General features: G+C 74.4%; 17 protein-coding genes and 1 pseudogene. 8 read left to right on the forward strand and 10 right to left on the reverse strand.

Going from position 1 to position 21643, the window contains the following annotated elements:
• Nucleotides 1–17 precede the first annotated feature (17 nt).
• The 6 genes from PKA89_RS05905 to PKA89_RS05930 are packed head-to-tail and all read right to left on the reverse strand — an operon-like array spanning nucleotide 18 to nucleotide 5220.
• Nucleotides 18–947: a hypothetical protein gene (locus PKA89_RS05905; protein WP_324417521.1), complete on the reverse strand. Its 930-nt coding sequence runs from the start codon at nucleotides 945–947 to the stop codon at nucleotides 18–20.
• Nucleotides 944–1519, reverse strand: coding sequence for a hypothetical protein (locus PKA89_RS05910; RefSeq protein WP_324417523.1), 576 nt, complete (start codon nucleotides 1517–1519; stop codon nucleotides 944–946). Before PKA89_RS05910 ends, PKA89_RS05905 begins: the two co-directional genes overlap by 4 nt.
• Nucleotides 1516–3573 (reverse strand): molybdopterin cofactor-binding domain-containing protein, encoded by a 2058-nt coding sequence (locus PKA89_RS05915; protein WP_324417525.1) that lies wholly within the window; start codon nucleotides 3571–3573, stop codon nucleotides 1516–1518. The genes PKA89_RS05910 and PKA89_RS05915 overlap by 4 nt, the downstream gene beginning before the upstream one ends.
• Nucleotides 3570–4037 (reverse strand): (2Fe-2S)-binding protein, encoded by a 468-nt coding sequence (locus tag PKA89_RS05920; RefSeq protein WP_324417527.1) that lies wholly within the window; start codon nucleotides 4035–4037, stop codon nucleotides 3570–3572. The genes PKA89_RS05915 and PKA89_RS05920 overlap by 4 nt, the downstream gene beginning before the upstream one ends.
• Nucleotides 4034–4720, reverse strand: coding sequence for a GntR family transcriptional regulator (locus PKA89_RS05925; RefSeq protein ID WP_324417529.1), 687 nt, complete (start codon nucleotides 4718–4720; stop codon nucleotides 4034–4036). The genes PKA89_RS05920 and PKA89_RS05925 overlap by 4 nt, the downstream gene beginning before the upstream one ends.
• The gene (locus tag PKA89_RS05930) at nucleotides 4717–5220 is read right to left on the reverse strand and encodes a VOC family protein (RefSeq protein ID WP_324417531.1); all 504 of its coding nucleotides are present in this window, start codon (nucleotides 5218–5220) and stop codon (nucleotides 4717–4719) included. Before PKA89_RS05930 ends, PKA89_RS05925 begins: the two co-directional genes overlap by 4 nt.
• Before the next feature lie 126 nt (nucleotides 5221–5346).
• On the opposite strand from PKA89_RS05930, the gene PKA89_RS05935 reads away from it, so the two are divergent.
• Together PKA89_RS05935 and PKA89_RS05940 are read left to right on the forward strand one after the other, a co-directional pair.
• Nucleotides 5347–7524: a thiamine pyrophosphate-dependent enzyme gene (locus tag PKA89_RS05935; protein WP_324417533.1), complete on the forward strand. Its 2178-nt coding sequence runs from the start codon at nucleotides 5347–5349 to the stop codon at nucleotides 7522–7524.
• Nucleotide 7525: 1 nt separating this feature from the next.
• On the forward strand, nucleotides 7526–8803 hold the full coding sequence (locus PKA89_RS05940) for a dihydrolipoamide acetyltransferase family protein (protein WP_324417535.1): 1278 nt from the start codon (nucleotides 7526–7528) through the stop codon (nucleotides 8801–8803).
• A 5-nt stretch (nucleotides 8804–8808) separates the two neighbouring features.
• On the opposite strand, the gene PKA89_RS05945 is transcribed toward PKA89_RS05940, so the two are convergent.
• Nucleotides 8809–10356, reverse strand: a complete 1548-nt coding sequence (locus tag PKA89_RS05945; protein ID WP_324417537.1) for an NAD(P)/FAD-dependent oxidoreductase — start codon at nucleotides 10354–10356, stop codon at nucleotides 8809–8811.
• 230 nt (nucleotides 10357–10586) lie between these two features.
• Here PKA89_RS05945 and PKA89_RS05950 point away from each other — a divergent pair, with 230 nt between their 5' ends.
• Genes PKA89_RS05950 through PKA89_RS05970 form a run of 5 tightly spaced genes read left to right on the forward strand, consistent with a single transcriptional unit; the run spans nucleotide 10587 to nucleotide 16201 of the window.
• Nucleotides 10587–11786 carry an amino acid ABC transporter substrate-binding protein gene (locus PKA89_RS05950; protein ID WP_324417539.1) on the forward strand — a complete coding sequence of 400 codons (1200 nt, stop codon included), beginning with the start codon at nucleotides 10587–10589 and terminating at the stop codon, nucleotides 11784–11786.
• Nucleotides 11783–12667, forward strand: a complete 885-nt coding sequence (locus PKA89_RS05955; RefSeq protein WP_324417541.1) for a branched-chain amino acid ABC transporter permease — start codon at nucleotides 11783–11785, stop codon at nucleotides 12665–12667. The genes PKA89_RS05950 and PKA89_RS05955 overlap by 4 nt, the downstream gene beginning before the upstream one ends.
• A complete protein-coding gene (locus tag PKA89_RS05960) occupies nucleotides 12664–14565 on the forward strand; it encodes a branched-chain amino acid ABC transporter ATP-binding protein/permease (protein WP_324417543.1) in 1902 nt (633 codons plus the stop codon). The genes PKA89_RS05955 and PKA89_RS05960 overlap by 4 nt, the downstream gene beginning before the upstream one ends.
• On the forward strand, nucleotides 14562–15302 hold the full coding sequence (locus PKA89_RS05965) for an ATP-binding cassette domain-containing protein (protein ID WP_324417545.1): 741 nt from the start codon (nucleotides 14562–14564) through the stop codon (nucleotides 15300–15302). Before PKA89_RS05960 ends, PKA89_RS05965 begins: the two co-directional genes overlap by 4 nt.
• Before the next feature lie 56 nt (nucleotides 15303–15358).
• Nucleotides 15359–16201, forward strand: a complete 843-nt coding sequence (locus tag PKA89_RS05970) for a DinB family protein (RefSeq protein WP_324417547.1) — start codon at nucleotides 15359–15361, stop codon at nucleotides 16199–16201.
• A 7-nt stretch (nucleotides 16202–16208) separates the two neighbouring features.
• Here the strand turns inward: PKA89_RS05970 and fmt are convergent, their stop codons facing one another.
• Genes fmt through metK form a run of 3 tightly spaced genes read right to left on the reverse strand, consistent with a single transcriptional unit; the run spans nucleotide 16209 to nucleotide 20485 of the window.
• A complete protein-coding gene (gene fmt, locus PKA89_RS05975; RefSeq protein WP_324417549.1) occupies nucleotides 16209–17159 on the reverse strand; it encodes a methionyl-tRNA formyltransferase in 951 nt (316 codons plus the stop codon).
• A gap of 28 nt (nucleotides 17160–17187) precedes the next feature.
• The gene (locus PKA89_RS05980) at nucleotides 17188–19242 is read right to left on the reverse strand and encodes a primosome assembly protein PriA (protein WP_324417551.1); all 2055 of its coding nucleotides are present in this window, start codon (nucleotides 19240–19242) and stop codon (nucleotides 17188–17190) included.
• A 22-nt stretch (nucleotides 19243–19264) separates the two neighbouring features.
• Nucleotides 19265–20485 carry a methionine adenosyltransferase gene (gene metK / locus PKA89_RS05985; RefSeq protein ID WP_324417553.1) on the reverse strand — a complete coding sequence of 407 codons (1221 nt, stop codon included), beginning with the start codon at nucleotides 20483–20485 and terminating at the stop codon, nucleotides 19265–19267.
• Between the two features lie 130 nt (nucleotides 20486–20615).
• Here metK and PKA89_RS05990 point away from each other — a divergent pair.
• Nucleotides 20616–21643 (forward strand): annotated as a pseudogene (locus tag PKA89_RS05990) (hypothetical protein); the annotation flags it as partial.

The raw sequence follows: 21643 nt of genomic DNA on the forward strand, positions 1-21643 counted from the left end.
CCGGCGGCGCCCGGCCGTCAGCCGCGGTGGGCGTCGAGGAACGCGACGATCGCCGCGAGCGCCTCGCGCTGCACGTCGTCGACGTGGGTGACGCCCTCGTCGTCCGTCTCGGGGTAGACGAACCCGTGGACGTCGTGCGACCACGAGCGCCACTGCACGTCGTCGTGGTGCTCGGCAAGCAGCTCGTAGGTGAGCCGGAAGATGCCCTGCAGCTCGTCCTGCTCGCGGCCGACCACCAGGACCGGGAGGTCGACGGCGGCCAGCCGGCGCGCGACCTCCTCCGGGTCGGCGATCCGTTCGCGCACCTGCGCCGTGCCGCGCAGCTCGAGGTGCTCGATGTCGCGCAGGCCGTCGACGGTCTCGACCGTGGGTGCGTCCTCGAGGCGGAGGGTGAGCACCTCGTGGGCGGCCGGCTCGACGGCGACGCCCGCACGCAGCAGGCCGGGGTACTGCGAGCACAGCTTGAGGAGCATCTCTCCGGCGTGGCTCACCCCGAGGTGGAAGAGGTTGCCGGGGTCGACCGCCGGGTGGGCGGCGACGTCGCGCAGCACCGCGACCTCGTCCTCGTACTCCAGCGGCGCCCGGTTGAGCAGGCCCATCCCCTGCCGGACCTCGGAGCGCAGCGGGCCGCCGCGCTGGTACCCGAGCTCGACCTCGGTACGGTACCGGGTCCACGCGCAGGCGTAGCCGGCGTCGAGGAGGACGTCGGTGACGTGCCGGAAACGGTGCACCCGGTCGCGCAGCCACGCCATCCCGCCGCCGCCGTTGCCGTACGCGACGAGGACGAAGGGATGTGGTCCGGGGCCGTCGGGCAGGCGCAGCGCGTACGGGGTGTAGAGGCCGTCGAGGGTCTCGGCGAGGTGGTAGCGCGCCGGACGGTCGGAGCCCGCGACCGGCTCGACGAGGACGGGGTCGCCGGGCGAGACCCAGCCGACGGCGGTGGTCATCCGAGCGCTCCCGGTGCGATGCCCGCCGTGGACTCGACGCCCTCGACGGCGTACTGCCGGTGCCCGATCTCGAGCAGGCGGATCCAGGACTGCTGGCCGAAGGTCAGCGCGACGAAGCACCCGAGCTCGACGAGCTCCTCCTCCGAGAAGTGCCGCCCGAGCCGCTCCCAGAGCCCGTCGCGGTCCTGCTCGTCCCAGGCGATGGCCTGCGCGTAGGCGAGGGCCGCCTTCTGCCGATCGTCGTAGCGGTCGCTGCTCTCGAAGTTGAGCAGCTCGTCGTCGTGGTACTCCGGCAGGGCGGCGGTCGTCGAGCGCTGGTTGCCGCAGAACTGGCAGTTGGTCGTCCGGGTGATGTACAGCCGGCACAGCTCCTTGATCGCGTGGTCGCACACCCCCTGCCGGAAGGTGGCGTCCCAGTACGCGGTGAAGGTCTTGAACACGGCGGGCACGTGCGCGCGCACGGCGGAGCTCTCGGGCCGTGGGGTGCCCTCCCGGGCGCTGCGTTCCATCTCGTGGCGCATCTCGTCGTCCATCGCGTCGAGGGACACGTAGCTGATGCGGGGCTGGGTCACGGGGTCTCCTCCGACTCGATGCTGCGGACGACGGCGTCCGCGGTGATGGGCAGGTCGCGCACGCGCACGCCGAGGGCGGCGTGGACGGCGTTGGCGATGGCGGCGGCCGTCGGGCCCTGGGCGCACTCCCCGGCCCCCAGCGGCGGCGCCCCGCTGTCGACGAGGTGGGTCTCGACGCGGGGCACGTCCGGGAACCGGAGCACCGGGTAGCCCTCCCAGTCGGCGCTCGTGACCCGGCGGCGGTCGAAGCGCACCCGCTCGAGCGTCGCCCAGCTCGTCGCCTGGACGGCGCCGCCGGCGAGCTGGTTGCGCGCACCGTCGGGGTTGACCACGGTCCCGAGGTCGGCGACGACGGTGAGCCGGCGGACCCGCACGGCCGTCTCGGCCTCGACCTCGGCGACGACCGCGCACCAGGCCCCGGTGCCCTTGTAGCGGGCGTACCCGATGCCGCGTCCCACCGCGTCCGGGAGCGGCCCACCCCAGCCGGAGCGCTCCGCGGCCTGCCGCACGACCTCGGCGGCGCGGGGGTCCTCGAGGTGCGCGAGGCGGAACGCGACGGGGTCGACGCCGGCGTCCACCGCGAGCTCGTCGAGGAAGGACTCGATGGCGAACACGTTGAGGAAGGCCCCGAGCGAGCGCATGGCCGAGGTCCGCAGCGGCGCCTCGGTGACCCGGTGCCCGGTGACCCGCAGAGGTCCGAGGGCGTAGCCCGGCACCGCGTTGCGCAGGCTGCCGTGGCCACCGGCCGGGGGTGGGTCGACGGCCGGAGGCAGGGCACGTCCGCCCTCGAGGTGCGCGGTGGCGAGCAGCCCGGGCTGTCCCGCGTAGCCGGGCCGGGCCGTGTGCCCTTGGCTCCACACCTCGTGGCTCCAGCCGGTCACGTGGTCGCCGGCGAGCCGGCCCGAGACCGTGACGCGCATCGCGGGCGAGAAGGGCGCCCACGTCAGCTCGTCGGCGCGGGACCAGCGCACGAGCACCGGCCGGCCGGGGAACGCCCGGGCCAGCAGCACGGCGTCGAACGCGGCGTCGTCGGCGCCGTTGTGGCCGTAGCACCCGGCGTTCTCGACGTGCTCGACGCTCACCGCGCCGGGGGCGAGGCCGAGCGCCTCGGCGATCGCGTCGCGCAGCCGGTGGATGCCCTGGCTGTGGCTCCACACGTGCACCGTGCCGTCCTCGGCCCACTGCGCCATCCCGCAGCTCGGCGCGATCGAGGCGTGCACGAGGTAGGGCTTGGTGTACGTCGCGGAGTGCGTGGGCTCGGGCGGGTCGTCGTCGACCACCGTCGTCGTCTCGGCCGGGGCCGTGGTCAGCCAGGTCGCCAGGTCGTCCTCGTCGGGCAGGGTGTCGGCCTCCTCCCACCCGGTCGCGGCGGCCAGGGCGGTGAGGGCCCGGTCCACGTCGTCCTCGCGCGCGCCGGCGAGACCGAGGAAGGAGCCGTCGCGCACCAGCTCGGCGCCCGGTGCCGACCAGCCGTCGGGCAGCCCGACGAGCCGGGCAGCGGGGGACGGCGGGCGCAGCACCCGCCCGTGGAGCAGGCCCTCGGGGCGCAGGTCGGTGAGGAAGCGGGGCCGGCCGAGGACCTTGTCCGGGAGGTCGACCCGGGGCGCGTCGGTGCCCACGGCGACCCTCGGGCCCGGCGCGGCCACCACCGGCAGCCCACGCAGGTCGGTGCGCGGGTCGACCCCGGCGATCCGGTCGACGTAGGCGTCGAGGTCGCCGTCCGCCGGCCCCGGGGCCTCTGCGAGCTGGCGCACCGCCGCGCCGACGTGGCGCAGCGCGGGTGCCGACTGGGTGACCGAGAGGCTGCCCGAGGTGATCCCCTGGTCGGGTCCGGCGTCGGTGCGCGCCGGCAGCACCCGGACCCGCGCCAGCGGCAGGCCGAGCGCGTCCGCGGCCACCTGGTGCAGCGCGGTGAGCACCCCCTGCCCGAGCTCGACCTTGCCCACCCGCACCGTCACGAGGTCGCCCTCGACCGCCACCCAGGTGCCGAGCTGCGGGTTGTCGCGGACGGGCGCGGGCACCTCCGGGGCACCCGTCGGTGAGGTCGCGCTCACGACTGCGTCCCGGGCCGGGCCGCGAGGACGGCGTCGACGATGCGCTGGTGCGTGCCGCAGCGGCAGAGGTGTCGCTCGAGCGCCCGGGCGACGGTGTCGGCGTCGGCGTCCGGGGACGACTCGAGGAGCGCCGTGGCGGCGACGACGACCCCCGAGATGCAGAACCCGCACTGGGCCGCCTGGTGGGCGACGAGCGCGCGCTGCACCGCGGTCGGGCCGTCGGCCGAGAGACCCTCGACGGTCGTCACCGAGGCACCGGCCACCTGCGAGAGCGGCACGTCGCAGGACGGGACGGGGTGGCCGTCGACGAGGACGAGGCACGCTCCGCACAGCCCCTGCCCGCACCCGAAGCGGCTGCCGACCAGCCCCAGCGCGTCGCGCAGGACGGTGAGCAGCGGGGTGTCCCCGGGACGGTCGATGCTCACCGGGGCACCGTTGACGGTCAGGGCGGTCGGTTCGCTCATCCCTCCTCCCCGAAGACCGCCGGGTGGTGGCCGAGCTCGATGCGGGTGCGCCGGATGTGCCCCCGCAGGAAGCGCTCGGCGTCGGCGCCGTCGCGGCGGACCACCGCGTCGAGGATGAGCCGGTGCTCGGAGTTGACGACCCACATGCGGTCGCGGCCCCCGAGGGTGACGAACGCCCGGCGGTAGTGCTGGGTCGAGTTCCACAGCCGGGTGACCATCGCGTTGAGCGGGTCGATGTGGCAGCCCGAGTAGGTGCCGAGGTGGAACTCGCGGTCGAGCTCGAGGAAGCGGTCGAGGTCGTCGTTGTCCTCGATCCGTCGCTGGACGTCGGCGAGGCGGGCGTGCGCGTCGTCGTCGAGGAGGGGGAGGCTCTCGAGGAGGGCGAGCGGCTCGAGCCGCTCGCGCATCTTGTAGACGACCTCGACCTCGTGCCGCGAGAGCCGGGGCACCCGCGCCCCCTTGTGCGGCTCGTGCTCGGTGAGGCCCTCGGCCTCGAGCATCCGCAGCGCCTCGCGCACCGGGAGCCGGCTCGCGCCGAGCCGCTCGGCGACCTCCTCCTGCCGGATCCGTTCCCCCGGCGCCAGGTGGCCGCGCAGGATCTGCTCGCGCAGGTACGCCGCGACCCGCACCGAGGCGGCCCCGCCGGTGCCCGCGAAGGTCGCGAGGTCGTCGTCGGTGCTCACGTCGTGCCCCGCTCGCGGTCCCACGCCTTGCCGCGCGGGTACGAGACCAGCTCCAGCTGCATGCCCCACGGGCTGAGGAAGTAGATCCACCGGTTGCCCTCGGCCGGCCCGCGGCTGGCCGTCGGGCCGTCGAGGACACGCACGCCGTGCTCGACGAGGTGGGCGACCGCGGCGTCGAGGTCGTCGACGTACAGGGCGAGGTGGTGTCCGCCGACGTCGCTGTTGCGCGGCATCCCGGCCCCGGCGCCGTCCGGCGACTCGTAGTGGAACACCTCGAGGACCGCCTGGTCCCCGAGCCGGTACCAGCGGTTCTCGACCATGACCGCCCGCGGATGGACGGCGAGGTGCGTGGTCATCCAGTCGGTGTCGTCGTGGCGGAACGGCCCGAGGGAGTACAGGTACTCGCAGCCGAGGACCTCGACGAGGAAGCGGTGCGCCTGCTCGAGGTCGGGCACCGTGAAGCCCACGTGGTCGAGGCGTCGCAGGCCGGGTAGCGCCATCGCTCAGGCTCCTCTCGTGGATCCACGATCAGCAAATCACGCCGTAGATCCGCCTGTCCAGCGCCTCGGGGGTAGATTTCGGATCCAATCGGTGACACAGTGCCTGACGGACGACAGGAGTTCACCATGCCCGAGCACCGCCCGCTGCAGGCCGCCGCCCCCTGGGTCGAGGTCGTGGTCGACGACGAGGACTGGGACGCGGCCGACCCCGCACTGCTCCGTACCGTCTACGCCCAGCTGGTGTGGATCCGCGCGTTCGAGCAGTACGTGCTCGACCTCGCCGGAGCCGGGCTGGTCCACGGGCCGGCGCACTCGAGCATCGGGCAGGAGGGCGGGGCCGTCGGCTCCGTGCTCGCCCTGACGAGTGCGGACTCGGTGAACGGCTCGCACCGCGGCCACCACCAGTTCCTCGCGAAGGCCCTCCACCACGTCGCGCCGGGCGGCCTCGACCCGCTCGCGCCCCTCGACGCCGCCGCCCGCGACGTCCTGCTGCGCACGCTCGCCGAGATCGCCGGCCTCGACCGGGGCTGGTCGCACGGCCGCGGCGGGTCGATGCACCTGCAGTGGAAGGAGGCCGGCGCGATGGGCACCAACGCCATCGTCGGCGGGGGCGTGCCGCAGGCCGCCGGCTTCGCGTGGGCCCACCGGCGGGCCGGCACCGACGCGGTGTCGGTCACCTACTTCGGCGACGGCGCGGTGAACATCGGCTCGACCCTGGAGACGATGAACCTCGCCGCCGCGTGGGACCTGCCCGTCGTCTTCTTCATCGAGAACAACCGCTACGCGGTGTCCACGAGCGTCGAGGAGGCCACCGGCGAGCCCCGCCTGTCCGCTCGCGGTCCCGGCTTCGGCATCGCGTCGTGGAAGGTCGACGGCATGGACCCGATCGCGGTCCACCGGGCCACCAGCGAGGCGGTGGCCCACGCCCGCGCCGGCCGGGGTCCGGCCGTGGTCGAGGCCGACACCTACCGGTTCTTCCACCAGAACGGCGGGTTCGCGGGAAGCGCCTTCGGCTACCGCGACAAGGCGGAGGAGCAGTCCTGGCGGGCTCGCGACCCGCTGACGACGACCGCCGGCCACCTCGTGCGACGGGGGCTGATGACCACCGCGGAGACCGAGCAGGCCCTCGAGCAGGCCCGCGCGGCGATGGAGGAGATCGGCGCCGAGCTCGTCGAGCCCGACCCCGAGGGCCGTCCGGGACAGCGCCGGATCAAGCCGCAGGAGTGGCCCGACCCGGCGTGGGTGGACGTCGGCGTCCGCGGCGACCTCTCCGAGCTCGACGACGCGCCACTGCTCACCGACGAGTCGGGACTGGCCGTCGAGGACGGCACCTTCATCGACGCCGTCGCCGGGGTGATGGCGCGCCGGATGGAGACCGACCCGGGCATCGTCGTCATGGGCGAGGACGTGCACCGGCTCAAGGGCGGCACCAACGGGGCCACGAAGGGACTCGCCGACCGCTTTCCGGGCCGGGTCCTGGGCACCCCGATCAGCGAGAACGCGTTCACCGGGCTGGCCGGCGGCATCGCCCTCGACGGACGCTTCACCCCGGTCGTCGAGTTCATGTACGCCGACTTCATGTGGGTGGCCGCCGACCAGCTGTTCAACCAGGTGGCCAAGGCCCGCCACATGTACGGCGGCACCGGTGACGTCCCCCTCGTGCTGCGCAGCAAGGTCGCCATGGGCACGGGCTACGGGTCGCAGCACTCGATGGACCCGGCCGGGGTGTTCGCCACCTCAGCCGGCTGGCGGATCGTCGCGCCGACCACTCCAGCCGACTACGTCGGCCTGATGAACACCGCCCTGCGGCTGCGCGACCCCGTGGTCGTCCTCGAGCACGTCGACCTCTACACCTCGACCGGCCCCGTGCCCGTCGACGACTGGGACAACTGCCTGCCCGTGGGGCGGGCGGCCGTGCGGCGCACCGGTTCCGAGCTCACGGTCCTCACCTACCTCGGGATGACGCCGTTCGTCCTCGAGGCCGTCGAGGAACACGGCGGGGTGGACGCCGAGGTGATCGACCTGCGCTGGCTGGACCGGGCGAGCATCGACTGGGAGACCATCGAGGCCAGCCTCACCAAGACCAACCAGCTGCTCATCGCCGAGCAGGGCGCCGTCGGCACCTCCTACGGCGGGTGGCTCGCCGACGAGGTGCACCGCCGGTTCTTCGACCTCCTCGACGCGCCGGTCTGGCGGGTCACCGGCACCGAGTCGTCACCCTCGATCAGCAAGGTCCTCGAACGCGCAGCCATCGCGCAGGCCGACGAGGTCGTGGCCGTCCTCGACGAGATCGCGAGGTACTGACGTGGCACGTGTGCTCCGCATGCCCGGCGTCGCGGCGGGCACCGACTCCGCGGTCCTCGGTCAGTGGCTCGTCGCCGAGTCCGACGACTTCTCGGCCGCCGAGCCGATCGCGACGGTCGAGACCGACAAGGCCGCCGTCGAGGTCGAGGCCGACGCCGCGGGCCGGCTCCTGACCACCCTCGTCGCGCCCGGCACCGAGGTCCCCGTGGGCGACCCGATCGCCGTGCTCGGCGACCCCGGTGAGGAGGTCGACGACCTGCCCGCCCTGCTCGCCTCGCTCGGGGTCGACGGCGGTCCGGCTCCCGCGGTGGCCGACGGGCCCGACCGGCCGACCGACCCGGGGTCCGCCACCCCGCTCGTCGAGGAGCCCGAGCCCGAGGTGCCGCAATCACCGCCTCCGGCACCGGAGCGCAGCCGGCGGATCTTCTCCAGCCCGCTCGCACGCCGGCTCGCCGCCGAGGCCGGCCTGGCCCTCGAGGACATCCCCGGCAGCGGCCCACGGGGCCGGGTGCTCCGGCGCGACGTCGACGCCGCGGTCGCTGCCAGGGCCGCGTCCCCCGAGCCGGACCCCGCCACCTCGCCGTCGGTCGCTGCGTCCGCGGAGTACGAGGAGGTGCCGCACACCCGGGTCCGGCTCGTCACCGCACGCCGGCTCACCGAGAGCGTGCGCGAGGCACCGCACTTCTCCCTGCGGGCGAGCGTGCGCGCCGACCGCCTCCTCGCCCTGCGCGCCGAGCTGGCCGACGACGCCGCGACCCGGGTGTCGCTCACCGACCTCGTGGTCCGCGCCGTGGCGCTGGCCCACGCCCGGGTCCCGGACATGAACGTCACCTGGACCGACACCGCGGTCCGCCGCTACGCCCGGGCCGACATCGGGATCGCCGTCGACACCGAGCACGGGCTGCTCGTGCCGGTGCTCCGCGACGCCGGGGCCCTCGGCGTGGCCGGTCTCGCGGCCCGCGTGCGCGACCTCGCCGAGCGGGCCCGCGGCCGACGGCTGCGGCCCGAGGAGCTCGAGGGCGGCTCGATCACGGTCACGAACCTCGGGATGTTCGGCGTCGAGCAGTTCTCGGCGGTCATCAACCCGCCCCACGCCGCCATCCTCGCCGTCGGTGCGGTCCGTGAGGAGCCGGTCGTCGTCGACGGCGCCCTCGCCGTCGGCCGGGTCCTGCGGCTCACCCTCACGGTCGACCACCGGCCCGTCGACGGCGCCCTCGCGGCGCGCTGGCTCGCCGTGCTCGTCGAGCTGCTCGAGCACCCGGTGCGGCTGCTCGTCTGACGACGTCAGCCCGGGCCCATCACCGTCGCCGGGTCCAGTCCCAGGCCCCTGAGCACGGCGCGGGCGGCGTTGCGCCCCGGTCGCCCCGACACCGAGCCGCCCGGATGGGTCGTGGCGCCGGTGAGGTACAGGCCGGGCAGGCCCGTGTCGTAGCGGGGCCAGCCTGCGACGACCCGTCCGTCGAGCTCGAACTCGCCGCCGTGGCAGGAGCCCCCGAGGTTCTGGGGGTTGTGGGCGGCGACGTCGAGCGGCGACTCGGTGCGCAGCGCGAGGACGTCGTCGGGGTCGAGTCCGGCGCAGCGAGCGGCGACGAGCTCGACGAGCCGCCTCCCGTAGGCGTCCTTGACCGTGGCCCACTCCCGGCCGTCGGCGAGCACCGACGGGGCGACGGTGAGGATCTTGAAGGTCGCTCCCCCGGGCGCCCGGCCGGGGTCGACGACGGTCTGGTTCACCACGAGCAGCCACGGGTCGTCGGCCTCGAGCTCGCCTGCCGCGTGCGCGCGCATGTGCCGGGCCATGCCTGTGGTGGTGCCGAAACCGGCTGCCGCCGAAGGCGTCCCGGCACTGCCGAAGGCGAGGTCGGAGCGCAGGGCGGCATGGACGGCGAGGACCGACAGCCCGGGACGCCAGGCGTCGCGGGCCCTCACGAGGTCGGCCGGCGGCTCCACGCCCTCGAGCCGGCCGGCGAGGGTGGCGAGGTGGCCGCCGTCCACCACCGCCCGCCCGACCTCGACGACCCGCCCGTCGGCGGTGACGACCGCGCGCACCCCGTCGGCGTCGCAGCGCACGGAGGCCACCGCGGCGTCGCAGACCACCCGGCCGCCGTGGGCGGTGACCACCCGTACGAGCGCGTCCGGGAGCGCCTGGCTGCCGCCCACCGGTGTCGTCCAGCCGAACTCGAGCCGTCCCACGGCCAGGGACGACGGCAGGAAACCGGTCCCGGGCCGCCGGGGGTCCTGGATGGTCGCCATGGCCAGCCACAGGACGAACGAGCGCACGACCGGGTGCTCGTAGGTCTCGTGCACGACGTCCCACGCCGACCGCTCGCGCAGCTGGAGGTAGGCCCCGGTCACGGCGTCGCGCGGCTGGGGCAGGTCCGAGCTCCAGCGACCGTGCGCCGCGGCCAGCCCGCCGCGCCAGGTGTCGACCATGGTGCGGAACGCCCGGGCGTCGCCCTCGGAGAACCGGGCCAGCTCGTCGCACGTCGCGTCGAGGTCCGGGCGCATGGTGAGGACGTCGCCGTCGGGCAGCGGCATGACGACCGCGGGGTCGGTGCGCAGGTAGCGCAGCCCCTGCTCCGCGACGAGGCCCAGCTCGTCGTCACGAACGAGTGGGTTGTTCTGGATGAGGACGTGCGCGCTGCTGCACGAGTCGTGGGCGAACCCCGGCAGGGTCAGCTCCTCGGTCCGCGTGTTGCCGCCGACGGTGGGTCCGGCCTCGAGCACGAGCACCTCGAGCCCGGCCCGGGCCAGGTAGGCCGCGGCGACGAGGGAGTTGTGCCCGGCACCGACGACGACGACCTCGGCGCGAGTGGGCAGGTCCGTGGGGTTCATGGCGCCTCCTCGTCGCAGGCTGGCAGAACACCACAACCGTTTGCAAGAGGAAGGAGGCATGATGCCCCCTCCCCGCACCGCAAAATCACGATCTTGCCGTGATGCTTGACACGGCTGCCCCGCGTCACGAGACTGACCGTGCCGCAATCGATTGCGGCCTAGTTCGAGGAGGAACGATGTCCCACGTGAGCGCGCGGAGCCGTTGGAAGGCTGTGGCCCTTGTCGGAGCAGTGTCGATCGGACTCGCGGCGTGCGGCGGTTCCGGCGGGGGCGGGAGCTCGGACGGCGGCTCGAGCGGTGGTTCGGGCGGACCGGCCCTGAGCATCGGGGCCTCGCTCCCCCTCACCGGCGACTTCTCGGAGCCCGGGTCCGCGGCGAAGCAGGGCTACGAGGTGTGGCAGGCGATCGTCAACGCGAAGGGCGGGCTGCTCGGGCGGCAGGTCAAGCTCGTCATCAAGGACGACGCCTCGAACCAGAACACGATCGTCTCCGACTACAACGCGCTCATCGCGCAGGACAAGGTCGACCTCGTGCTCGGCACCTTCTCCTCGCTGCTCAACCTCCCGGCCTCGGCGGTCGCCGAGAAGAACCGGATGCTCTACGTCGAGCCCGCGGGTGGGTCCCCGAAGATGTTCAACCGCGGCTACAAGTACCTCTTCTTCGCCCAGCAGGCGACCGCGGACAAGCAGGGCCTCACGTTCGCCAAGTGGGTCACCGAGCTGCCCGAGGCACAGCGGCCCAAGACGGCCGCCTACCCCACCCTGGACGACCCCTTCGCGGCCCCGAACGTCGAGGGCATCCGCAAGGTCCTCGAGGCCGCCGGCATCTCGACCGTGTACCAGACCACGTACGCGATCGACACCAAGAACTTCGACTCGATCGTCGCGGCGATGAAGGCCAAGAGCCCCAACGTCGTCGTCCACGGCGCGACGTTCGAGGACGGCGTCGGGCTGACCCGCGCGATGCTCAAGTCCGGATGGACACCGGGCATGTTCTACGAGACGAGCGCCCCCTCGTTCGCCGACCAGTACGTCAAGGCCGTCGGTGAGCCGAACACCGAGGGCGTGATGTACGCCGTCAGCTACTCCCCCGAGGCGGACACGCCGGGCAACGCCGACTTCGTGGCCAAGTACAAGGAGATGTTCGGCTCCGACGTCCCGCCGGAGGACGCGGCCGACGCGTTCGCCGCGGCCGAGGTGATGGCGGCGGCCGTCGAGGCCGTCGGCAGCATCGAGGACCAGTCCAAGCTCGCCGACTGGCTGCGCGCGAACAAGGTCGACACCATTCTCGGCCCTCTCTCGTGGGACGAGACCGGTGCGCCGACGGGTGAGTTCCTCATCGGTCAGTGGCAGAAGGGCAAGGCCGAGGTCGTGCTGCCGGCCGGCGCCGCGACGGCAGAGCCCGCGGTCGGCTGGCACCCCGGCTCGTGAGCGAGCTCGTCCAGACCCTCGCCCTCAGCCTCCTCGTCGGCGGGATCTACGCCCTCGTCGCGAGCGGCCTCACGCTGATCTTCGGGGTGATGCGGGTGATCAACATCGCCCACGGCGCCTTCCTGATCCTCGGCTCCTTCCTCACCTACACCCTCTGGGACGCCCTCGGGCTGGACCCCCTGCTCGGGGTCCTCGTGACCACCCCGGTCGTGTTCGCCCTGGGCTGGGCGGTCTACCGGCTCTTCGTGCGGCCCATCCGGGACGCCCCGATGTCCTCGACCGTCCTGCTGACCTTCGGCCTGGCCCTGGTCACGGAGGGCGTCATGGGGTCGGTGTGGGGCAACGACTCCACGGCGATCCGCCCGTCGTACGTCAACTCCTCCTTCCACCTCGGGTCGGTGTTCCTCCCGGAGGCCCAGGTGTACGGCGGCGTCGTGGCGGCGGTGGTGCTCGTCGGGTTCTGGGTGCTCCTCACGAGGACCTGGCTGGGTCGGGCGATCCGCGCGGCCGCGACGAACCCGGCCTCGGCCGAGCTGGTCGGCATCAAGGTGACGTCGGTGGCGGCCCTGGTCTTCGGGCTGGGGCTCGCCGCCGCCGGCGCCGGGGGCTCGATCATCGGGGTCCTCTACCCCTTCGTGCCGGGGTCGCACTACCTCTGGATCTCCCGGCTGCTCGCCATCGTCGTGCTCGGCGGGCTCGGGAGCCTGGAGGGCGCCGTGCTCGCGGCGCTCGTCTTCGGGGTGGCCGAGACGGTCACCGCGGTGTACGTGTCACCCGCGTGGGCCACCGCGGTGCCCTACGTCATCGTCTTCGCCGTGCTGCTGGTCCGCCCCCAGGGGCTGCTCGGCACGCGCCTGCGTGACGACGCGGTGGCGGCGTGAGCGCGGCGGAGGGCGGGGTGGCCCGCGTCCGTGACGCCGCCGGGATCCTCTGGGTCGGCCGCGGCATCGCCGTGGTCGCCGGGCTCCTCCTGGTCGCCTTCCCGTTGCTGAGCGACGACCAGTACTACCAGAACATGGTCATCCTCTCGCTGGTCTTCGCGGTCGCCGCCACCGGCCTGAGCATCATCACCGGGCTGACCGGCTACGTCTCCCTCGGCCAGGGCGCCTTCGTCGGGCTGGGCGGCTACACCGTCGGCGTGCTCGCGACCCACCACCCCGACACCAGCGTCTGGGTGTGGGTTCCCGTGGCCGGCCTCGTCGCGGCCGCGGTGGCCCTCGCCCTGGGTCTGGTCTCGCTCCGCACGCGGGGGCCGGCCTTCGTCATCATCACGGTCGCCTTCCTCTTCCTCGTCCAGGTCGTCGCCATCAACTGGCGCTCGGTGAGCGGCGGCACCGAGGGCCTGAGCCTGCCGTTGCCCACGTGGAGCGCCGACATCGCGAACTGGCCGTTCTACTACTCACTCGTCGGGCTCCTCGCGCTCCAGCTCCTGCTCAGCTGGTGGATCCGCCGGACCAAGCTGGGGACCGGGCTCGTGGCCATCCGCGAGGACGAGACCAAGGCGGCGACCATCGGCGTCAACCTCCCCGTGGAGAAGATGATCGCCTTCGTCGCGAGCACCGTGCTCGTCGGGATGGCCGGCGGGGTCTACGGCTACTACCTGACCTTCATCGACCCGCGCGGGATGTTCAACATCCTCCTGAGCGTCGAGACCATGCTCGCCCTGCTGGTCGGCGGCAAGGCCACCCTCTGGGGGCCGGTGCTCGGCGCCTTCATCGTGGAACCGCTCAACGAGTACACCAACAACAACCTCGGCGGCGGCAACGCCCGGCTGCTGCTCTTCGGCGGCCTGCTCGTCGTCATCGTCCTCTTCCTGCCGCAGGGGGTGCTCCCGGCGGTGGAGTCCCTCTTGACCCGGCTGCGCACCCGCGGGCGAGCCGGGTTGGTGGGGGCCCGGATCGGCACGGGTGGCGGGATCTCGTCACTGACCGGGCACCTCTCGCTCGTCGACCGCCCGACCGGTGGGGCCTCCCCTCCGCCCCTCCTCGAGGTCAAGGACCTGCGCAAGTCCTTCGGCGGGCTGCGGGCGGTCGACGGGGTGCACCTCACCGTCCCCGAGGGCTCGATCACCGGGCTCATCGGCCCGAACGGCTCCGGCAAGACGACCCTCTTCAACCTCATCGACGACACGATCCGGGCCGACTCCGGGGAGATCTGGCTGGGCGGCGAGCGGATCGACGGGCTGCCGTCGTGGAGCCGGGCGCACCGCGGGCTCGGCCGGACCTTCCAGATCACCCGGCTCTTCCGTGAGATGACGGTGCTGGAGAACGTCGTCGCGGCCCAGCGGTCCTTCTCGTGGGGCCAGCTCGGCCGGATCGCGGTGAGCGGCGCCGAGGCCCGGGCGGCGGAGGAGCTGCTCGAGTACGTCGGGATGCGGGCCTTCCGCGACCAGCGGGCCAACGACCTGTCCTACGGCCAGCAGAAGCTGGTCGAGCTCGCCCAGGTGCTCATGCTCGACCCGCGGCTCATCCTGCTCGACGAGCCCGCCGGCGGCATCAACCCCGTCCTCATCGACCGCATGTCGGAGATGATCCGCGAGCTGAACTCCTACGGGAAGACCTTCCTCATCGTCGAGCACAACATGCCGTTCGTCCTCGGCCTCTGCGACCCGGTCCACGTGCTCGGCCACGGCCGCACCATGGCCTCGGGCACCCCCGACGAGGTGCAGGCCGACCCCGCCGTGCTCGACGCCTACCTCGGCGAGGACTTCGTCCCCGAGCCCCGGGACCCGGTGGCGCCCGAGAACCCGTCGATGGGCGAGGAGGTGAGGCGGCCGTGAGCGAGGACCTCCTGCGGCTGTCGGGCGTCGTCGCCGGCTACGGCGGCGGTGACGTGCTCCAGGGCGTCGACATCACCGTCCCCCGCGGCGGCGTGGCGTGCATCGTCGGCCCGAACGGAGCCGGCAAGTCGACCGTGCTCAAGACGGTCAGCGGCCTGCTCCGGCCCCGGCTCGGCGAGATCCATCTCGGTGGCGAGCGCATCGACTCCTGCTCCGCGGCCGAGATCCTCGGCCGGGGCGTCTCCCAGGTGCCGCAGTCGGGGGCGCTGTTCCCGTCGATGACGGTGCGCGAGAACGTGCTGCTCGGCGCATACATCATCCGGCGACAGAAGGCGCTGGTCCGCGAACGCTACGACCGGGTCGCGCAGCTGTTCCCGATCGTCGCCGACCGCAGCCACCAGCAGGCCGGCAACCTCTCGGGTGGGCAGCGGCGGATGGTCGAGTTCGCCCGGTCGCTGATGCTCGACCCCGTCCTGCTGCTCCTCGACGAGCCCTCCCTGGGCCTGGACCCCAAGGCGCTGCGCTCCCTGTACGACTCGGTGATGGTCCTCAGCGAGAGCGGCAAGACCATCCTCGTGGTCGAGCAGAACGTGCGCTTCGGCATGCGGCTGGCCACGCACGGCATCGTCATGGAGAGCGGCCGGGTCGTCACCCAGCGGGACGCGGCGTCCATCGTCGACGACCCCGAGCTCGCCGCCATGTACTTCGGCGGGCAGGCACCCACGACCGCCGGCTGAGCGGGCGGCCGGTCCAGCGGACGCCGTCCGTCCGGTACCCGCCCTACGGTGGCGCCATGGACGACTACGACGACATCGACCTGTCCGGGGCGCGGGCCCGCCGCATCGTGCTGCGGGACGCCCTGGTGCGGGAGGTCGACCTCTCCGGCGCCGTGGCCGACCAGGTCCGGCTGCGCGGCGCCCACGCGAGCGGTGTCGACCTCACCGGGCTCCGGCTGACCGAGGTGCTCCTCGACGACGTCGTCGTCCGCGGGGCGTTCATCGAGGGTCCGGTCGAGATCAGCGGCGACGTCGAGGGCCTCTTCGTCAACGGGGTCGAGGTCGCGCCGCTCGTCGAGGCCGAGCTCGCTCGCCGGTACCCCGACTACGCGGCGATGAAGCCGACCGACGCGGACGGGTTTCGGCACGCCTGGGAGGTCGTGGAGGAGCTGTGGGCCGGCACCGTCGAGCGGGCGCGCGGCTTCGGGCCGGAGCAGCTGCACGAGTCGATCGACGGCGAGTGGTCGTTCACCCAGACGCTGCGCCACCTCGCCTTCGCCACCGAGTGCTGGGTGGGACGGGCCCTGCGCGGCGAGGCCCTGCCGTACCACCCGCTGTCCCTGCCCTGGGACGGTATGCCGGACACCCCGGGCGTGCCCCGCGACCGTGAGGCGCGCCCGGACCTCGACACCGTCCTCGCGCTGCGCCACGACCGGATGGGGTGGGTGCGGGCCGCGGTCGACGGGCTGACCGACGACGACCTCGACCGGGAGGTCGTCGTCCCCGACGGTCCCGGGTGGCCGCCCGCCGGCGAGTCGATGCCCGGGCGCCAGCCGCTCCTCGTCGTCCTCAACGAGGAGTGGTGGCACCGGCGCTACGCCGAGCGCGACCTCGACGCGCTCGAGCAGCGGTCCGGCTGAGGCGGGCTCAGGCGACGGGTCCGCCGAGCACCTCGCCGGGACCGATGCGCACCCCACGTGCCCAGTCGGCGGCCGGCATCGTCCGCTTGCCGTGCGGACCGACCTCGCGGAGGGCGACGGGCGCCCCCCCGGTGCCGACGAACACGGCCCGCTTGGTCGGGTGCAGCTGACCGGGGGCGAGCGCGGGCAGGTCGGGCGGCGGTTCCGGCGCCGGGTCGAGCGGTCCGACCTTGAGCCGTTCGCCACGGAACGTGGTCCAGGCACCGGGGTTCGGGGTGGCGCCGCGGACGAGCCGGTCGACGAGGTGGGCCGGGAGCGACCACCGGACCTCGCACTCGGCGACGGTCAGCTTGGGCGCGAGGCTGACGCCGTCGGGAGGTTGGGGCACGGCGCGCAGCGACCCGTCCTCGAGGCCGTCCATGGTCGCCACCAGGAGGCCGGCGCCGAGCCCGGCGAGGCGCTCGAGCAGCGTCCCCGAGGTGTCGTCCGGGCGCACGGCCTCGGTCAGCGTGCCGAGCACCGGTCCGGTGTCGAGCCCCTCCTCGATGACGAAGGTGCTCGCGCCGGTCACCTCGTCGCCGGCCATCAGCGCGCGCTGGACCGGGGCCGCGCCCCGCCACGCCGGCAGCAGCGAGAAGTGCAGGTTGACCCAGCCGTGCGGCGGCACGTCGAGCGCCGCGCGGGGCAGCAGCGCGCCGTACGCGACGACCGGGCAGCAGTCCGGGGCGATGGCGCGCAGCCGGTCCAGGAACGCGGGGTCGCGCGGCCGCTCGGGCGTGAGGACCTCGAGGCCGTGCTCGAGGGCGACCTCCTTGACCGGCGACGGGTGGAGGGTGCGCCCGCGGCCCGACCGGGCATCCGGGCGGGTGACCACGGCGACCACCTCGTGCCGCGAGTCGAGCAGCGCCCGCAGCGACGGGACGGCGGTGTCGGGGGTGCCGGCGAGGACGAGACGCACCCGGCGAGTCTAGGAGGGCGGGGTGCAGCTAGGACGCGGGGTCGCGGGGGTCGACGCGGACGGTGACGGGGTCGGGGTCCTTACGCGCCGAGGACCGGGCGCGGAGGGCGGCCAGCTCACGGGCCAGCCCGGGGCCGTCGTCGACCGGGACGGTGACCAGGGCGCGCCAGCGCTGGTCACCGAACGGGAGCGGGCCGAGGGTCGTCCCCGAGGGCGGGAGGGGCAGCTCGTCGAGGGCGGCGGCGAGCGCCGCCCGGGTGCCGGTCAGCGCGGCGACGCGGGCGGTGGGTGGCAGCGAGAGCTCGAGGCGCTCGAGGAGCTCGCGCTCGGCGAACCACGCGGGGTCCCACCGGACGAAGGCCTCGAGCGCCGGCACGGTGACGTGCAGCGGCGCGCCGGCGACGACCACCCGGCCGCCGTCGCGCCCCGGGCGGACGAGGGCCGCGGCGGCGCACCAGCGCCGCAGCGCCTCCTCCCCGGCATCGAGGGTGGGCCGGTCGAGGAGGGCCCACGCGTCGAGCAGCAGCGCGGCCGCGTAGCCCCCCTCGGCCACCGGCTCCGCGCCGGGGGTCGCGACGACGAGGCGGGGCGTGCCCTCGACCGCGTCGAGCACGGTGCCGGCCCCGGAGCGCTCGACGGGGACGCCGGGGAAGGCCCGGCCGAGCTCCTCGGCGGTGCGCCGGGCGCCGACGACCGACGAGCGCAGCCGGGTGCCCGAGCACGCGGGGCAGGTGAACGCCGTCTCGACCCGCCCGCACCAGCGGCACGCCGGCGGACCCTGGGGACCGGTGAGACCCAGGGGTCCGGAGCACTCCCGGCAGCGCGCCGGACGGCGGCAGTCCTGGCACGACAGCGACGGCAGGTACCCCCGGCGCGGCACCTGGACGAGCACCGGACCGGTGGCCAGCGCCTCCTTCGCGGCCCGCCACGCGACGCTCGGCAGGTGCGCCGCGGCGACGGCGGGGTCGCGGCCCTCGTCGTCGCCCTCCCCCGCCACGCGGGCCGCCGGCACCCTGGCCCGCACGACGGCCCGTGGGGCCTCGACCGGGGTGAGCCGGCCGGACCCGACGAGGTCGGCGACCGCGGCCGACCGCACGAGCCCGGCGGCGAGCACGGCCGCGCCCTCACGCTCGGCGCGGGCGAGGAGCACCTCGCGGACGTGCGGGTACGGGGCCCGGGGCTCGTCGAGCAGGTCGTCGCCGTCGTCCCACCACACGACGAGGCCAAGCTCGCGGACCGGGGCGAAGGCCGCCGCCCGGGTGCCGACGACGACCGGCACGTGCCCGCGCAGCGCCTTGAGGAACGCGGTGTAGCGCGCCTGCGGGCCCTGGTCGGCGGTGAGCCGGGTGTGTCGACCGGGTCCCAGCGCCGCCAGCACGGCGGCCTCGACGCGCACGACGTCGCGGTGGTCGGGGACGACGACGACCGCTCCCCGGCCGCCGTCGACCGTGGCCCGGACGGCCCCCGCGACGAGGGCGGGCCACGCGGCGTCGGGGTCGACCGCCGGGAGGGCGAGCACCGAGGCGCTCGGCGCCCCACCGTCGCGCAGGCGCGAGAGGAAGGCCTCACCTGCCGGGTAGGGCTCCCACGCCCGCGCGGTGTGCTCGGGCAGGGCGGGGAGCTCGGGGGCCTCGGTGGCCAGGGCCTGCTCCGCCCGCGCGTGCCGCGGCGGGACGGCGAGGCGCAGCACGTCGCCGAGGGTGCCGGCGTAGCGCGCCGCCACCGCCCGGGCGGCGTCGAGCACCTGCGGGCTGAGCACCGGCTCGGGCGAGACGAGCCGCCGCAGCGGGCTGAGCCGGCCGGTGTGCTCGGCGGCCGCGCGCCGCTCGAGGACCCAGCCGTCGAGGTCCTGGCCGGCGAAGCGCACCTTGACCCGGGCGCCGGCGACCGCGCCCTGCGCCATCGAGGAGGGCACGAGGTACTCGAAGGGCCGGTCGAGGTGGGCGAGCCCGGTGTCGACCTGGACCAGGGCGACCGGGAGCTCGTCGGCGGGCGGGTCGTCGCCGCGCAGCCGAGGCGGACGGGAGGCCGTTGCGCCCGCGAGGAGGGCCAGCTGCTCCCCCTCCTCGTCGGTCCCGGTCACGCGCCCGAACCTAGCGGAGCCCTCAGCCGGCGACCGCGCGCTGCAGGGACTCGACCCGGTTCGTGCGCTCCCACGTGAAGGCGTTCTCGACGCCCTCGGCGCCGGTGCGCCCGAAGTGGCCGTAGGCCGCCGTCGGCTTGTAGATGGGCCGGAGCAGCTCGAGGTCCTCGAGAATGGCGAGCGGGCGCAGGTCGAACACCTGGCGGATGGCCGCCTGGATCCGCTCCACCGGCGCGGTCTCGGTGCCGAAGGTCTCGAGGTACAGGCCGACCGGCTGCGCGACTCCGATGGCGTACGCGACCTGCACCTCGCAGCGCCGGGCCAGGCCCGCCGCGACGACGTTCTTCGCGACCCAGCGCGTCGCGTAGGCGGCGGAACGGTCGACCTTCGAGGGGTCCTTGCCGGAGAACGCACCACCGCCGTGTCGGGCCATCCCGCCGTAGGTGTCGACGATGATCTTGCGACCGGTGAGGCCGGCGTCGCCCATCGGGCCGCCGATGACGAACTTGCCCGTCGGGTTGATGTAGGTGCGGAAGGAGTCGGTGCGCAACGTCGTGCCGCCGTCGGCCAGCTCCGCGAGGACGGGGTCGATGACGTGGCTGCGGACGTCCGGCTCGAGCAGGCCGTCGAGGCTGACGTCCTCGGCGTGCTGGGTCGAGAGCACGACGGCGTCGAGGGAGACCGCGGTGTCGCCCTCGTAGGCGATGGTCACCTGGGTCTTGCCGTCCGGACGGAGGTAGGACAGCTCCCCGTTCTTGCGCACGGCGGTCAGCCGCTCGGAGAGGCGGTGCGCGAGGTAGATCGGCAGCGGCATGAGCTCTGGGGTGTCGTCACAGGCGTACCCGAACATCAGGCCCTGGTCGCCGGCCCCCTGCTTGTCCTTCGGGTCGACCCCGCCGCTGCGGTTCTCGAACGCGGTGTCGACGCCCTGGGCGATGTCGGGGCTCTGCTGGCCGATCGAGACCTCGACGCCGCACGACGCGCCGTCGAAGCCCTTGGTCGAGGAGTCGTACCCGATCCCGAGCACGGTCTCGCGCACGATCGACGGGATCTCGACGTAGGCCTCGGTCGTCACCTCGCCGGCGACGTGGACGAGGCCGGTGGTCACCATCGTCTCCACGGCGACCCGGCTGTGGGGGTCCTGGTCGAGGAGGGCGTCGAGGATGGAGTCGGAGATCTGGTCGCAGATCTTGTCGGGGTGGCCCTCGGTGACCGACTCGGACGTGAACAGGCGTGCGGACACGCGGCAACTCCTTCGATGGGGGGCGGCGGCCCCGGTGGAGGGGGCACGCACCGGCCCCAACATACCGGTGGTCGAGAACCCGGCCGGGTCCGGTCCGACGTCCGGGCCGGACCGTGGAATCATGGGCCGCGTGTCCGACGGGTCCAGCAGCGACGTGGTGCAGGCCGGGCGGGACGTGACGACGTCCGCGAGCCCGGTCGACGAGGCGCTCTCGCTGCTCACCCGTGCCCAGGACCTCGCCGACCAGCTGCGCGAGGACGCCGGCCGCGAGGTGAGCCAGGCGAGGGCCGAGGCCGCACGCCTGCGCGCGGAGTCCGCCGAGGCGGCTCATGAGCTCGCCGAGCTGCAGGCCCGCGTGGAGTCCTCCAGGGCCGAGGCCGAGCAGCGGCTCGCGGAGACCCGCGCCGAGGTCGAGATCATGCTCACCGACGCGGCCGACCAGGCCTCGCTGCTGCGGGCCCGCGCGACGAAGGCCAGCGACGAGGCCATCGCCCTCGCCGAGGAGCAGGCGGCCACCCTCGTCGCGCAGGCCCGGGAGCAGGCCGACGAGCTGCTCGCGACCGCGGGCACCGAGCACGAGAGCACAATGGCACGGCTCGCCGACGAGGAGCGCGCGCACCAGGAACGCTGGGCCGCCGAGCACGCCGCGCACACCGCCGAGCTGGACGCCCTCCGGGAGCGCACGCACGGCGAGCTCGCGACGCTGCGCGAGGAGGCAGAGGCCTACGCCGCCCGGCACCGCTCCGAGGCCGAGACCGACGTGGCCCGGCGCATCGCGGAGCTGACCACCCGCGAGCGCGGCGCCGCGGTCGAGGCCGAGCTGCTCGTCGAGGACGCGCACAAGGACGCCCTCCGCATCCGCACGGACGCCGAGGCCGAGGCCGCCCGCGTCGTCGACAGCGCCGAGAAGCACCTCGCCTGGGCGCAGGGCACCGTCCGCGAGGTCCTCGACCGCACCGAGGAGGAGCGCGAGCGGCGCGCCCGCGAGCACCACCAGGAGATCGTCGCGCGCACCCGCCAGCACCGGCAGCGGGTGCAGACCCTCCTCGGCAGCGCCACGGCGAAGAGCCGCGACCGGCTCGCGGAGGCCGAGTCCGAGGCGCGCCGACTGCGCGAGCAGGCGGAGGCGGTGCTCGCCGAGGCCCGCGCGGACGCCGA

This window comes from Phycicoccus sp., from assembly GCF_035325325.1.
In the GTDB taxonomy this organism is placed as follows: domain Bacteria; phylum Actinomycetota; class Actinomycetes; order Actinomycetales; family Dermatophilaceae; genus Phycicoccus.